The following is a 14,294-nucleotide window of genomic DNA, read 5'->3' as shown; positions in this document are numbered from 1 at the left end:
GATGGGTGATCCAAGATGTGTGGTGACTGGGCGGCCGCTTTCGCGAGCAAGCCCGCTCCCACAAGGGATTAGTGGTGTGAACACTGTCTATGTCACAACGCAGAACCAATGTGGGAGCGGGCTTGCTCGCGAAGGGGGCAGGCCTGCTGGCTCGTTACTCGCTAAACGCCATGCCGTGTTTCTCTTTGGTGGTTTTTACCGCCTCCAGCACCGCCAGCAAACAATCATCACGATAGCGCTCCAGGGCCGAAATGCTGTGTTTGCCCAATTGTTCGCTGGTGCCCTCCACCACATCATCGATCAACTTCTCGGTCAGTTCCGGCGCCGGCAGATACGTCCACGGCAACTGCAACGCTGGCCCGAATTGCGCCATGAAGTGCCGCATCCCCGCATCGCCACCCGCCAGGGTGTAGGTCAAAAACGTGCCCATGAACGACCAGCGCAGGCCCGCACCAAAACGAATGGCATCGTCGATCTCACCGGTGGTCGCCACGCCGTCATTAACCAGGTGCAGCGCCTCACGCCAGAGCGCTTCGAGCAAGCGGTCGGCGATAAAACCGGGTACTTCCTTGCGCACATGCAGCGGACGCATGCCCAAGGATTCATACACTTTCATTGCCGCTTGAACGGCTTCGGGAGCGGTGTTTTTGCCGCCAACCACTTCCACCAGCGGCAGCAGATAAACCGGGTTGAACGGGTGGCCGACAACGCAGCGTTCCGGGTGCGTCGAACTCTCGTAGAACTCGCTCGGCAACAGGCCGGAAGTACTGGAGCCGATCAGTGCATTCGGCTTGGCCGCCGCGCTGATTTTGGCGTGCAGTTCCAGTTTCAGATCCAGGCGTTCCGGAGCGCTTTCCTGAATGAAATCCGCGTCGCGAACGCATTCTTCAATGGTGGCGACAAAGCGCAACCGGTCCTGCGATGCGCCCGGTGCCAGGCCTTGTTTCTCCAACGCGCCCCAGGCATTGGCGACGCGTTTGCGCAGGGCTGCTTCGGCGCCGGGTGCCGGGTCCCAGGCCACCACGTCGAGGCCGTGGGCGAGGGCGCGGGACACCCAACCGCTGCCGATGACACCGCTGCCCAGGGCGGCGAAGGTTTTGATATCAGTGATAAAGGTCATGGCGACGTCCTAAGAAATTCGGTGATCCCTTGTGGGAGCGGGCTTGCTCGCGAAAGCGGAGTGTCAGTCGACAGTAATGTCGGATGTGACGGCCTCTTCGCGAGCAAGCCCGCTCCCACAGGTGAGGTGTAGGTTCGGGTCAGCCGCGCTTGGTCAGGCCCATTTTTGCCCGCCCTTCAGCCGGGGTCAGGACGCGGGCGCCGAGGCGGCTGAGGATCTCCGAGGCGCGTTCGACCAGTTGGCCGTTGGTCGCCAGGACGCCCTTGTCCAACCAGATGTTGTCTTCCAGACCGACCCGCACGTTGCCGCCGAGCAGCACCGCTTGCGCCGCCATCGGCATCTGCATGCGACCGATGCCGAAACCGGCCCAGACCGCATTGGCAGGCAGGTTGTCGACCATGGCTTTCATGGTCGTGGTGTCGGCCGGCGCGCCCCACGGGATGCCCAGGCACAGTTGGAACAGCGGGTCGTCGAGCAACCCTTCCTTGATCATCTGCTTGGCGAACCACAGGTGACCGGTGTCGAAGATTTCCAGCTCGGCCTTCACGCCCAGCTCTTGAATGCGTTTGGCGCCAGCGCGTAGCTGGGCCGGGGTGGACACGTAAATGGTGTCGCCGTCGCCGAAGTTCAGGGTGCCGCAATCGAGGGTGCAGATTTCCGGCAACAATTCTTCAACGTGGGCCAGACGGGTCAGCGGGCCGACCAGGTCGGTGTTCGGGCCGAACTCCATCGGGTTCTCGCCAGCGCCGATTTCCAGGTCGCCGCCCATGCCGGCGGTGAGGTTGACGATGATGTCGACGTCGGCTTCGCGGATGCGCTCCATCACTTCGCGGTACAGCGCCACGTCACGGCTGAACTTGCCGGTTTCGGGGTTGCGCACGTGGCAGTGGACCACGGTGGCGCCAGCCTTGGCGGCTTCCACGGCGGCCGCGGCGATTTGTTTCGGGGTGACCGGCACATGTGGACTTCTGGCGGTCGTGTCGCCAGCACCGGTGAGTGCGCAGGTGATGATGACGTCGTGGTTCATGAGGCGGGTTCCTTGCAGGCGTGATGGTTCCGTTCGCAGCCCGGTCGGGCTGCGAGTCGGTGGTTCAATCGGGTTTATTTGGTCGTCAGTTTCAGGTTTTCAGCCGCCGGTTTGCCATCGAAGGTGGTCACGCCTTCGAGCCAGCGTTGCTTGTCTTGCGGGTGATCTTTCAGCCATTGCTTGGCCGATTCGAAAGCGTCTTTGTGATCGAGCAGCGGCTGCATCATCCGGCTCTCGTCTTCGGCGGTGTACGTCAGGTTGCTCAGCAAACGACCGATGTTCGGGCACTGCTGCGCGTAGTTCGGCGAGGTAACGGTCCAGACTGTGGCCATGCCTTCATCCGGGCCCAGGGCGTCTTCGCTGCCGGTGAGGTAAGTCATCTTCACGTTGACGTTCATTGGGTGCGGCGCCCAGCCGAAGAACACCACGGCCTCTTTGCGGCGCACGGCACGATCCACCGCCGCGAGCATGCCGGCCTCGCTGGACTCGACCAACTGGAACTTGCCGAGGCCGAACTGGTTCTTGGCGATCATCGCCTTGATCTGGGTGTTGGCGCCTGAACCTGGCTCGATGCCGTAGATCTTGCCGCCCAGTTCCTTTTCAAACTTGGCGATGTCGGCGAAGGTTTTCAGGCCCTTGTCGGCGAGATACGTCGGTACGGCGAGGGTGGCGCGGGCGTCTTTCAGGCTTGGCGCTTCCAGAACCTTGACTTGATTGGCCGCGACGAACGGGGTGATGGTCTGGGTCATCAGCGGGTTCCAGTAGCCCAGGAACAGGTCCAGGCGCTGGTCGCGGATCCCGGCGAAGATGATTTGCTGGGAAGCGCTGGTTTGTTTGGTGTTGTAGCCGAGGCCATCGAGCAGGACCTGGGTCATGGCGCTGGTGGCGATCACGTCGGTCCAGTTCACGACGCCCATGCGTACGTTCTGGCATGAAGCAGGTTCGGCCGCCATGACACTGGCGCTCAAGAAAGCGGTACCGCTGAGTGCAAGAACACAGCTGCTGATCAGTCGTTTCATGTCGGGTTCCTCGGCAGGTCGTTATTGTGGGTCCGGGCGTCTTCGTGCGCCGGTGATGCTCAAGTTACGCAGCATAGCCCCTGTGAAAACGCACTGCGGCGACCAGCTCTTGCACTGGAGCGACCTGCGCTCTTGAATGACGTCGGCAAGTGGCGTATCAACGTCCACACGCTTCCCGCCCTCTCGCTACCTGCCATCGAGTGCGCTCCATGTCCCAGGATTTCTACTTTTTGTTGATGCCGGGTTTCTCGGCCATCGGTTTTATCTCGGCGATCGAGCCGCTGCGGGTCGCCAATCGATTCCGTGGCGAGCTGTACCGCTGGCATGTGCTCAGCGCTGACGGCGGCGCGGTGCTGGCCAGCAACGGCATGTCGGTCAACGCCGATGCGGCGCTGGAACCGCTGAAAAAAGGTGCGACCTTATTGGTAGTCGCGGGCTTCGAACCGCTGAAGTTCGCCACCCCGGCGCTGGAGCACTGGCTGCGCCGCCTGGACAACGAAGGCGTCACCCTCGGCGCCATCGACACCGGCAGCTTCGTCCTCGCCGAGGCGGGCTTGCTCGACGGCCATCGCCTGACCCTGCACTGGGAAGCCATCGACGCCTTCAAGGAATCTTATCCACAGCTCAGCGTTACCCAGGAGCTGTTCGAGATTGACCGCCGGCGCATTACCTCCGCCGGCGGCACCGCGTCCATCGACCTGATGCTCGACCTCATCAGCCAGGCCCACGGCCCGGAACTGGCGATCCAGGTCAGCGAACAATTCGTACTCGGCCGCATTCGCCCGCGCAAAGATCACCAGCGTATGGAAGTCGCCACGCGCTATGGCATCAGCAACAAGAAACTGGTGCAGGTGATCGGGGAGATGGAACAGCACAGCGAACCGCCGCTGAGCACCTTGGCGTTAGCCGAATCGATCAAGGTGACGCGGCGGCAGCTCGAACGCCTGTTTCGCCTGCACCTGAACGACACACCGAGTAATTTCTACCTGCGGTTAAGGCTGGAGAAGGCTCGGCAGTTGTTGCGGCAGACGAACATGAGCGTGCTGGAAGTGAGTATTGCGTGCGGGTTTGAATCGCCATCGTATTTCACCCGCAGTTATCGGGCGCGGTTTGAGCGGTGTCCGCGAGAAGACCGACGGCGCTTGGGAGATGGACGGGAACTGGTGTGAATGTTTTCTCTGGTCAAACACAAAAAAAATGTGGGAGCGGGCTTGCTCGCGAATGCGGTGGAGCAGTCGACATCAATGTTGAATGACCCACCGCATTCGCGAGCAAGCCCGCTCCCACAGGTGATCTTCTTTGGTGTTACTTCTTCATCAGCGCTGAACACGCTGCTTTGTAAGCCTCATGCTGATACTTGTTCAGCGTTGCCGGCAGTTCGAAATCAAATTTCTTGTTCTGCGCATTGATGGTCTGCGGCGACAGCAACGTCGCCTCGCAACTCTCCAACAACTGAAAAACGCCTTCGATCTTGAACGTGGTCGGCCCACCGGCGAACTCACCTTTCTTGCTGCGCTTCTTGATCACGATCCGATCGATGGAATTCTCGCGAACAAACGACGCCACCTGAGCGGCAAAGACTTTGACGTTCGCGGCTTCGTCGTCATCGTCGAGGGCGATTTTCTTGGTGGCTAGAGCGACGTGGCTCAGCGCCTGACCGTCGAGGGAGGCCACGGCGATGATCGCTTCGCTGCCTTTGATTTCGATGCCGCAGATTTTCATTTGAGTCCCTTTCCCGGTGGATGATGTGCAGCTTATAGCTCAAGCCCTAAATGTAGCTTGTACACGAAATGTCCTAGCGGCATTTTATATGCTCACATAAAGGTCTAAATATTAACCGTTAACAATCAATAAACGAATTAAAAGGTAAAATGTTGCCTTTTAACATTAACTAAACTATCGCGCTGCTACACTTGCTCACATTCCTCTTGAGGTCGACTCATGGCCCTTACCCATATCCTCTACTCCCCCGGAGAGATCGCTTTACAGATCGCCGGGAATGCCAAACGTCTGAGGCTCAGCAAAAACCTTTCGCGGCGCACGCTCGCGCAAAAGTCGGGCGTCCCCGAGTCGAATATCAAGCGCTTTGAAACCACCGGCAAGATCTCTCTGGATGGCTTGTTGTTGATCGCGATTTGCCTGGGGGCAGAGGCGCCGCTGACAAATTTGTTTGCCTCGGCTCAATCGCTGACGCTTCAAGAACTGAAAAACTACGAAAGGGCTCGTGGTCGAAAATGAAATCCGTCAACGCACTCAGCGTCATGCTTCAAGGATCACGAGTCGGCGAGCTGGTCGCGATTCCTCGTCAGGGTGTGTTCTTTTCTTATGATCCGAGCTGGTTGGCGAAAGGATTCAACCTTGCGCCGTTTCATATGGATTTCTCGGTCAAACCCCAGAGGGCGGCTGATCCGATGTTGTTCGACGGCCTGCATGGTGCCTTCAGCGATTCGTTGCCCGATGGCTGGGGGTTGCTGCTCATGGATCGATTCTTCCGAACTCAATTGAGAATCGAGCGCCACGCAATCGGACCGCTGGATCGTCTGGCCTACATGGGCAATCGAAGCATGGGCGCGCTTGAATACGTGCCGATGTTCGAAACCGTGGAAGCAGACGAAGACCTCGATCTGGCCGCCCTCTATGAGGCATCACAGACGATACTTTCAGGCAGCGCTGACGAGGTCATCAATTCTTTGCGACTGGCGGGTGGTTCCCCCGGTGGTGCCCGACCCAAAGCGGTGATTGGTCTTTCGCCGGACAAAACCCGCGCCGTTTCGTCATTCGGTGAAATGCCCAAGGGTTTTGAGCACTGGTTGATCAAATTTCGCTGCGAAGAGGAGCATCGTGATAGCGGCACCATTGAGCAGGCTTATGCTCTGATGGCCCATCGGGCAGGGGTCGAAATGTCCGAGTCGAAACTGTTTCAGGTAGAAACCATCAAGGGTGTCGAGCAATTCTTCGCCACGAAACGCTTCGATCGAGAAGCAGGTTCCAAGCGCCACATGCTTACCGCTGCGGCGATTCTATATGCCGACTTCCGTGCGCCAAGCCTCGATTACAGTGATTTACTGCGAGCGACCTGGGCAATGACCAAGGATGCGACCGAGGTCGAGAAAATAGCCCGATTGATGGTCTACAACGCTCTCGCTCATAACCACGACGATCACGCGAAGAACTTCTCGTTTTTTGGCGGCAAGGATGGCTGGAAAATGGCTCCAGCTTACGATCTGACCTTTTCCAGCACCGCAGGGCGCGGCAATGAGCACACCACAGCCTTCGCGGGAAAAGGCAAACCCACACGCAAGGCGCTCATTGACGTGTGCAAACCGTTCAGTTTCCTTGAGCCCGAACGCTACATCGAGCAGACGCTGGATGCTTTTTCCGGGTGGGTTATTTGTTGCGCCGAACTGGAGATGGATAAAGCGGCGAGCAAAAAATTGCTGACCGCTCTTGAGTCAGTGTGGCAGGCGCTCTGACGCCTCACTCCTGCCCAATCGACTCCAAAAACTCCGACCGCTCATCACTCATCCGCGCCACGCAATCATTTTGCGAAATGGTGAACGCCTTGCTGCCGGCCGTCGTTGGAAACGCGTCAATCGCGCAATCCGCATCCCGAGTCTTCAACCACTGCTGCTGCGCAGCCTTGAGCTTGGCGGTGATGTCTGTCAGTTGCGCCGGGTTCTTGCCGTAGGCCGTTTGCATGCGTTCGGTCAGGCTTTGATAGTTGTCTTTGAGCAGGTCTTCGGCGGTGGTTCTGCTGTAGGCAGAGCACTCCAGTGTCTGGACGTCGTTTTCGACTTTGTCGCAGGGGGTGTCGTCTGACTCTTCAGCCGCGTGTACGCCAGTCGCTATCAGTGCCAAAGCCAGGAAAATCGTTCTCATTGCGCCGCAGCCTCTTTTTTCAGTGCAAATTCAGTAATGCCGCGAATTCTGGCCCATGCAAAGGCCCTTGAACAGGTGGCCCATGACGCCCGGCGACGACCCTTTGTCGCAGATTGACGCTTTCGGCAAACCCCCTGTCGTTTTTGCACCCGGCTACCCCGTCCCTCAGGCATATGCTGGCCCCAAAGCGCCGACACACGATTCGGCGCACGAATCGCTAATAGGGGACAGCCTGATGAGCCCAGCCGAATTGCACGCCGACAGCATCGTTATCGACGGTCTGATTATTGCCAAGTGGAACCGTGAGCTGTTCGAAGACATGCGCAAGGGCGGGTTGACCGCGGCCAACTGCACCGTGTCGGTGTGGGAGGGCTTCCAGGCCACCGTCAACAACATCGCCGCCAGCCAGAAGCTGATCCGCGAAAACAGTGACCTGGTGATTCCAGTGCGCACCACCGCCGATATTCGCAAGGCCAAGGAGCAGGGCAAGACCGGCATCCTGTTCGGCTTCCAGAATGCTCACGCCTTCGAAGACCAGATCGGCTACGTCGAGGTGTTCAAGCAGCTGGGCGTCGGTATCGTGCAGATGTGCTACAACACCCAAAACCTGGTCGGTACCGGCTGCTACGAGCGCGATGGCGGCCTGTCGGGTTTCGGTCGCGAAATCGTCGCCGAGATGAACCGAGTCGGCGTCATGTGCGACCTGTCCCACGTGGGTTCGAAAACCTCCGAAGAAGTCATCCTCGAATCGAAGAAACCGGTCTGCTACTCCCACTGCCTGCCGTCGGGTCTGAAAATTCACCCGCGCAACAAATCCGATGAAGAACTGAAATTCATCGCCGATCACGGTGGTTTCGTCGGCGTGACCATGTTTGCGCCATTCCTGGCCAAGGGCATCGATTCGACCATCGACGATTACGCCGAAGCCATCGAATACACCATGAACATCGTCGGCGAAGACGCCATCGGTATCGGCACCGACTTCACCCAGGGCCATGGCCAGGACTTCTTCGAATACCTGACCCATGACAAGGGCTACGCCCGCCGCCTGACCAGTTTCGGCAAGATCATCAATCCGCTGGGCATCCGCACCGTCGGCGAGTTCCCGAACCTGACCGAAACCCTGCTCAAGCGCGGCCACTCCGAGCGAGTAGTGCGCAAGATCATGGGCGAGAACTGGGTCAACGTCCTCAAGGACGTCTGGGGCGAGTAAGCCACAGCACCTCTGAATCCTTTCCCCCGGCCATCCGTGCCGGGGGCAACACCAAAATTTTTCTGGAGTTAAGTTTCCATGGCCAAGATCGCCCCGCAATTGCCAATCGAAGTCGACAGCGAAACCGGTGTCTGGACCTCCGACGCCTTGCCGATGCTGTACGTACCGCGTCATTTCTTCGTCAACAACCACATGGGCATCGAGGAGGTTTTGGGCGCCGACGCCTACGCCGAGATTCTCTACAAGGCCGGCTACAAATCCGCCTGGCACTGGTGTGAAAAAGAAGCTGAATGCCACGGCCTGGAAGGCGTCGCGGTGTTCGAGCACTACATGAAGCGCCTGTCGCAGCGCGGCTGGGGTCTGTTCAAGATCCAGGACATCGACCTCGACAAAGGCACTGCCAGCGTCAAGCTCGAACACTCGGCATTCGTCTACGTGTACGGCAAGGTCGGGCGCAAGGTCGACTACATGTTCACCGGTTGGTTTGCCGGGGCCATGGACCAGATTCTGCAAGCCCGCGGCAGCAAGATCCGCACCGTTGCCGAACAAGTCTACGGTGGCTCCGAAGAAGGCCACGACGACGGTTTGTTCACCGTCAAGCCGTTGTAAGTCGAGGACCCCGCCATGGCTTTCGAAGCAATGTTCCAGCCGATCCAGATCGGCAAACTGACCATCCGTAACCGCGTGCTCAGCACCGCGCACGCCGAGGTCTACGCGACCGACGGCGGCATGACCACCGACCGGTACGTCAAGTATTACGAAGAGAAAGCCAAGGGCGGGATCGGCCTGGCGATTTGCGGCGGGTCCTCCAGTGTGGCCATCGACAGCCCGCAAGGCTGGTGGAAGTCGGTCAACCTGGCCGACGACAGGATCATTCCGCACTTCCAGAACCTGGCCGATGCCATGCACAAGCATGGCGCCAAGATCATGATCCAGATTACCCACATGGGCCGACGCTCGCGTTGGGACGGTGAGCATTGGCCAACCCTGCTGTCGCCGTCGGGCATCCGTGAACCGGTGCACCGTGCGACCTGCAAAACCATCGAGCCGGAAGAAATCTGGCGGGTGATCGGCAACTACGCTACCGCGGCTGGCCGCGCCAAGGCCGGTGGCCTGGACGGCGTTGAATTGTCCGCTGTGCACCAGCACATGATCGACCAGTTCTGGAGCCCGCGCGTCAACAAACGTACTGACGAATGGGGCGGAAGCTTCGAAAACCGCATGCGTTTCGGCCTGGAAGTATTGAAGGCTGTGCGGGCCGAAGTCGGCCCGGATTTCTGCGTCGGCATCCGTCTGTGCGGTGACGAGTTCCACCCGGACGGCTTGTCCCACGAGGACATGAAGCAAATCGCCAAGTACTACGACGACACCGGCATGATCGACTTCATCGGCGTTGTGGGTTCAGGTTGCGACACCCACAACACCCTGGCCAACGTTATCCCGAACATGAGTTATCCACCGGAGCCATTCCTGCACTTGGCTGCTGGTATCAAGGAAGTGGTGAAGGCGCCGATACTGCACGCGCAGAACATCAAGGACCCGAACCAGGCGACCCGTATTCTGGAAGGCGGCTACGTGGACATGGTCGGCATGACCCGCGCCCACATCGCCGACCCGCACCTGATCGCCAAGATCAAAATGGGGCAGGTCGACCAGATCAAACAATGCGTCGGTGCCAACTATTGCATCGACCGTCAGTACCAGGGCCTGGACGTCTTGTGCATCCAGAACGCCGCGACCTCCCGTGAATACATGGGCGTGCCGCACATCATCGAGAAATCGACCGGTGTGAAGCGCAAGGTTGTGGTGGTCGGTGCCGGTCCTGCCGGGATGGAAGCCGCTCGCGTGTCGGCCGAACGCGGCCATGACGTGACCCTGTTCGAGAAGAAAGAATTCATCGGCGGGCAGATCACCACCGCCTCGAAAGCGCCACAGCGTGACCAGATTGCCGGTATCACTCGCTGGTTCCAACTGGAACTGGCGCGTTTGAAAGTCGACCTGCGCCTGGGCGTGGCGGCCGATGCGGCGACCATTCTCGACCTGCACCCGGACGTGGTGGTGCTCGCCGTTGGCGGCCATCCTTTCCTGGAGCAGAACGAACACTGGGGCGCGGCTGAAGGCCTGGTGGTCAGCAGCTGGGACATCCTCGATGGCAAGGTCGCACCGGGCAAGAACGTGCTGGTCTACGACACCATTTGCGAATTCACCGGGATGTCGACTGCCGACTTCCTCGCCGACAAGGGCAGTCAGGTCGAGATCGTCACCGACGACATCAAACCGGGCGTGGCGATTGGCGGCACCTCGTTCCCGACTTACTACCGCAGCATGTACCCCAAAGAAGTGATCATGACCGGGGACATGATGCTGGAGAAGGTCTACCGCGAAGGCGACAAGCTGGTGGCGGTGCTGGAAAACGAATACACCGGGGCCAAAGAGGAGCGGGTGGTGGATCAGGTCGTCGTCGAAAACGGCGTGCGTCCGGACGAAGAAATCTACTACGCCCTGAAGGAAGGCTCGCGCAACAAAGGCCAGATGGACATCGAAGCCCTGTTCGCGATCAAGCCGCAACCTTCGTTGAGCCAGGCGGGTGACGGCTACTTGCTGTTCCGCATCGGCGACTGCGTGGCGCAACGCAACACCCACGCGGCGATCTACGATGCCCTGCGGTTGTGCAAGGATTTCTAAGAGCTTGTGGATAACCCTGTGGGAGCGGGCTTGCTCGCGAAGGCGGTGAGTCAGACGACATCAATGTTGAATGTCAGTCCGCCTTCGCGAGCAAGCCCGCTCCCACAGGAATCGAGCAAGGCATCCAGGTAGTTAGGCCTGCAAGACCCCGAGGTCTTTGGGAGCTCCACCATGTTGAACACCCTTCTTCCAATCCTGTTGTTCGCTGCTCTGGGCCTCGCTGTCCTGGGCGCGTTGCGGCGGGTGGCTATGTGGCGCCGAGGCCGGGCTTCGAAAGTCGACCTGATCGGCGGCCTGTTCGCCATGCCCAAGCGTTATATGGTCGACTTGCACCATGTTGTCGCTCGGGATAAATACATCGCCAACACCCACGTGGCCACGGCCGGTGGTGCGGTAGCGTCCATTGTGCTGGCGATACTGGTTCACGGGTTCGGCCTGCACAGTCGCCTTCTCGGTGTTGCCCTGCTGATTGCTTCGGCGGTGATGTTCGTCGGTGCGATTTTCATGTTTCTGCGCCGTCGCAACCCACCGGCTCGCCTGTCCAAAGGGCCATGGATGCGCCTGCCAAAAAGCCTGTTGGCGTTTTCTGCGAGCTTCTTCCTGTTGACCCTGCCGGTGGCGGGCATCCTTCCGGAAAACTTCGGTGGCTGGGTGCTGGCGGCGATCCTCGGCGTCGGCGTGTTGTGGGGCGTCAGCGAACTGTTCTTCGGCATGACTTGGGGCGGGCCAATGAAGCACGCCTTCGCTGGTGCCCTGCACTTGGCCTGGCACCGTCGCTCCGAGCGTTTCGGCGGCGGCCGTTCTACCGGTTTGAAACCGCTGGACCTGAACGATCCAAACGCGCCACTGGGCGTGGAAAAACCCAAGGATTTCACCTGGAATCAACTACTCGGCTTCGACGCCTGCGTGCAGTGCGGTAAGTGCGAAGCCGCGTGCCCGGCGTTCGCCGCCGGCCAGCCGCTTAACCCGAAAAAACTGATTCAAGACATGGTGGTCGGCCTCGCCGGTGGCACTGATGCCAAGTTCGCTGGCAGCCCCTATCCTGGGAAGCCAATCGGCGAACACGCCGGCAACCCGCATCAACCGATCGTCAACGGTCTGGTGGACGCTGAAACCCTGTGGTCTTGCACCACCTGCCGTGCCTGCGTCGAGGAGTGCCCGATGATGATCGAGCACGTCGACGCCATCGTCGACATGCGCCGTCACCTGACCCTGGAAAAAGGCGCGACCCCGAACAAGGGCGCCGAAGTCCTCGAAAACCTGATCGCCACCGACAACCCTGGCGGTTTCGCGCCGGGCGGGCGGATGAACTGGGCGGCGGACTTGAACCTGAACCTGCTCAGCGAGAAGAAATCGGTCGACGTGCTGTTCTGGGTCGGCGACGGTGCCTTCGACATGCGCAACCAGCGCACCTTGCGCGCCTTCGTCAAAGTGCTGAAAGCGGCCAAGGTCGACTTCGCGGTGCTCGGTCTTGAAGAGCGAGATAGTGGTGACGTAGCCCGGCGTTTGGGCGACGAAGCGACTTTCCAGTTGTTGGCCAAACGCAACATCCAGACCCTGGCCAAGTACAGCTTCAACCGCATCGTCACCTGCGACCCGCACAGCTTCCACGTGCTGAAAAACGAATACGGCGCCTTCGACGGCCACTACCTCGTGCAGCACCACAGCACCTACATGGCCGAAATCATCGGCGCTGGCGCCCTGAACCTCGGCCAGCACAAAGGCAGCAGCGTGACCTATCACGACCCGTGCTACCTCGGCCGCTACAACGGCGAATACGAGGCACCGCGTGAAGTACTGCGCGCCCTCGGGATAGAGATCAAGGAAATGCAACGCTCCGGTTTCCGCTCGCGCTGCTGCGGCGGTGGCGGTGGTGCGCCGATCACTGACATTCCGGGCAAGCAACGGATCCCCGACATGCGCATGGAAGACATCCGCGAAACTGGCGCCGAACTGGTGGCCGTGGGTTGTCCACAATGCACCGCGATGCTCGAAGGCGTGGTCGAACCCCGGCCACTGATCAAGGACATCGCCGAACTGGTGGCGGACGCGTTGCTCGAAGACGCGGCCCCGAGCAAGCCGACCACACCGGCCCAACGTGAACCTGCGGAGGCCCACTGATGAGCGACATTATCCGCCGCGACCCACGCGCCGAATGGATCGCCCGCAACCGCCTGCACCCGCTGCACGCAGCCATGCAACCGGCGCAGCACAGCTGGATGGGGCCTAATGGCGTCATCCGCAAGAACCCCCATGGCATCGGTTTTATCGGTCCCAACGGCGTCAAGCGGATCGACCGCAGCGGCGCTCAACAGGGCGGGGCGACCAAACGCTCGGCCGCGGTTGAAGTGCAATTGCCGCTGCATCAAGTGGCTGCACCTGCGTTTTACATCAGCGTGGTGCCGGACATGGTCGGCGGCCGCTTGAGCAGCCACGATCGCGACTTGCTCGGTCTGGCCCATCAGTTGGCCGGCAAGGATGGCGCGGTGTTGGCCGTGGTCTTCGGCGAACACAAAGAAAACGCCTTCGCCACCGCGGGCGTCGATCGCTTGCTGGTGCTGGACGGCGATGAATTCAGCGGTTATGCACCGGAACAAAGAGTCCAGGGCCTGCGGGCTGTGGATAACCAGTTCAGCCCGCGCCACTGGTTGCTGCCGGACAGCCGCAGTGGCGGTGGTGAACTGGGTCGACGTTTTGCCGCTGCACTGGGCGAACGCCCGGCCACGCGGGTCTGGCAGGTCAAGGACCAGGAATGCATCGGCCGCGCCGGTGCTGGTTTGCAAGACCTTGCGCGCCCGGTCGCTCGCTTGATTCTGGCCGCCGTCGAATGCGCGGAACCGGTCAGCGAAACCCGTCACGAAGCCTTGCCGGTGGAGTTATCCACAGCCGTGGTTCGCAGCCTGTCGCGCATCGAAGATCTAGGCGCGGTGGCGGTGGATCCGGCGGCGATTCCAATGGCCGAAGCTGAGTTCATTTTCTCCGGCGGCAACGGCGTCAAGGATTGGGGACTTTTCCACAGGACCGCCGAAGCGCTCGGCGCTACCGAGGGCGCTTCCCGTGTGGCCGTGGACGATGGCTTCATGGCGCGCGACCGTCAGGTCGGTGCGTCCGGCACCTGGGTTACCGCAAGGGTCTACGTGGCGGTGGGGATCTCCGGGGCGATCCAGCACCTGCAAGGCATCGGTGCCTGCGACAAGGTGGTGGCGATCAACCTCGATCCTGGCTGCGACATGATCAAACGGGCCGACCTGTCGGTGATCGGCGAGAGCGCCGAGATTCTTCAAGCCTTGATCGCGGCGGTAGAGGCTTACCGCAACGAAGCCAAGCGCGATGCGGCTTAAGGAAAGGAAA

13 protein-coding genes are annotated in these 14,294 nt (G+C 60.2%); 8 read left to right on the top strand and 5 right to left on the bottom strand.

What is annotated here, in order from left to right:
- Nucleotides 1-154 precede the first annotated feature (154 nt).
- The 3 genes from ACYZTX_RS27575 to ACYZTX_RS27565 all read right to left on the bottom strand — a co-directional run bounded on the left by ACYZTX_RS27575 (nt 155) and on the right by ACYZTX_RS27565 (nt 3,166).
- Nucleotides 155-1,120, bottom strand: coding sequence for an L-carnitine dehydrogenase (locus tag ACYZTX_RS27575; protein WP_462036662.1), 966 nt, complete (start codon nt 1,118-1,120; stop codon nt 155-157).
- Between the two features lie 139 nt (nt 1,121-1,259).
- Nucleotides 1,260-2,147 (bottom strand): 3-dehydrocarnitine:acetyl-CoA trimethylamine transferase CdhC, encoded by an 888-nt coding sequence (locus tag ACYZTX_RS27570; RefSeq protein WP_283181969.1) that lies wholly within the window; start codon nt 2,145-2,147, stop codon nt 1,260-1,262.
- 74 nt (nt 2,148-2,221) lie between these two features.
- Nucleotides 2,222-3,166, bottom strand: a complete 945-nt coding sequence (locus ACYZTX_RS27565) for a choline ABC transporter substrate-binding protein (protein WP_462036661.1) — start codon at nt 3,164-3,166, stop codon at nt 2,222-2,224.
- 209 nt (nt 3,167-3,375) lie between these two features.
- Between ACYZTX_RS27565 and ACYZTX_RS27560 the strand changes: the two genes are divergently transcribed.
- Nucleotides 3,376-4,335, top strand: a complete 960-nt coding sequence (locus tag ACYZTX_RS27560) for a GlxA family transcriptional regulator (protein WP_462036660.1) — start codon at nt 3,376-3,378, stop codon at nt 4,333-4,335.
- 136 nt (nt 4,336-4,471) lie between these two features.
- On the opposite strand, the gene ACYZTX_RS27555 is transcribed toward ACYZTX_RS27560, so the two are convergent.
- Nucleotides 4,472-4,888, bottom strand: a complete 417-nt coding sequence (locus ACYZTX_RS27555) for a DUF3010 family protein (RefSeq protein ID WP_462036659.1) — start codon at nt 4,886-4,888, stop codon at nt 4,472-4,474.
- Between the two features lie 219 nt (nt 4,889-5,107).
- Here ACYZTX_RS27555 and ACYZTX_RS27550 point away from each other — a divergent pair, with 219 nt between their 5' ends.
- Complete coding sequence (locus tag ACYZTX_RS27550) at nt 5,108-5,404, top strand: helix-turn-helix domain-containing protein (protein ID WP_462036658.1); 297 nt, start codon at nt 5,108-5,110, stop codon at nt 5,402-5,404.
- A complete protein-coding gene (locus ACYZTX_RS27545; protein WP_462036657.1) occupies nt 5,401-6,639 on the top strand; it encodes a type II toxin-antitoxin system HipA family toxin in 1,239 nt (412 codons plus the stop codon). Before ACYZTX_RS27550 ends, ACYZTX_RS27545 begins: the two co-directional genes overlap by 4 nt.
- A 4-nt stretch (nt 6,640-6,643) precedes the next feature.
- Here ACYZTX_RS27545 and ACYZTX_RS27540 read toward each other — a convergent pair whose 3' ends face one another.
- On the bottom strand, nt 6,644-7,045 hold the full coding sequence (locus ACYZTX_RS27540) for a lysozyme inhibitor LprI family protein (protein ID WP_462036656.1): 402 nt from the start codon (nt 7,043-7,045) through the stop codon (nt 6,644-6,646).
- 235 nt (nt 7,046-7,280) lie between these two features.
- Between ACYZTX_RS27540 and ACYZTX_RS27535 the strand changes: the two genes are divergently transcribed.
- From ACYZTX_RS27535 to etfA, 5 genes are all read left to right on the top strand, one after another.
- The gene (locus ACYZTX_RS27535) at nt 7,281-8,258 is read left to right on the top strand and encodes a dipeptidase (RefSeq protein WP_008033250.1); all 978 of its coding nucleotides are present in this window, start codon (nt 7,281-7,283) and stop codon (nt 8,256-8,258) included.
- 78 nt (nt 8,259-8,336) lie between these two features.
- On the top strand, nt 8,337-8,867 hold the full coding sequence (locus ACYZTX_RS27530) for a DUF5943 domain-containing protein (RefSeq protein WP_008033249.1): 531 nt from the start codon (nt 8,337-8,339) through the stop codon (nt 8,865-8,867).
- A 15-nt stretch (nt 8,868-8,882) separates the two neighbouring features.
- Complete coding sequence (dgcA, locus tag ACYZTX_RS27525; RefSeq protein WP_462036655.1) at nt 8,883-10,943, top strand: dimethylglycine demethylation protein DgcA; 2,061 nt, start codon at nt 8,883-8,885, stop codon at nt 10,941-10,943.
- 171 nt (nt 10,944-11,114) lie between these two features.
- A complete protein-coding gene (gene dgcB / locus ACYZTX_RS27520) occupies nt 11,115-13,064 on the top strand; it encodes a dimethylglycine demethylation protein DgcB (protein ID WP_462036654.1) in 1,950 nt (649 codons plus the stop codon).
- Nucleotides 13,064-14,284, top strand: coding sequence for an electron transfer flavoprotein subunit alpha (gene etfA / locus ACYZTX_RS27515; RefSeq protein WP_462036653.1), 1,221 nt, complete (start codon nt 13,064-13,066; stop codon nt 14,282-14,284). The genes dgcB and etfA overlap by 1 nt, the downstream gene beginning before the upstream one ends.
- Nucleotides 14,285-14,294 lie beyond the last annotated feature (10 nt).

Source organism: Pseudomonas sp. MDT1-17 (genome assembly GCF_054898105.1).
The sequence above is the reverse complement of the archived record's forward strand: the minus strand, read 5'-3'. Positions and strand labels throughout refer to the sequence as shown.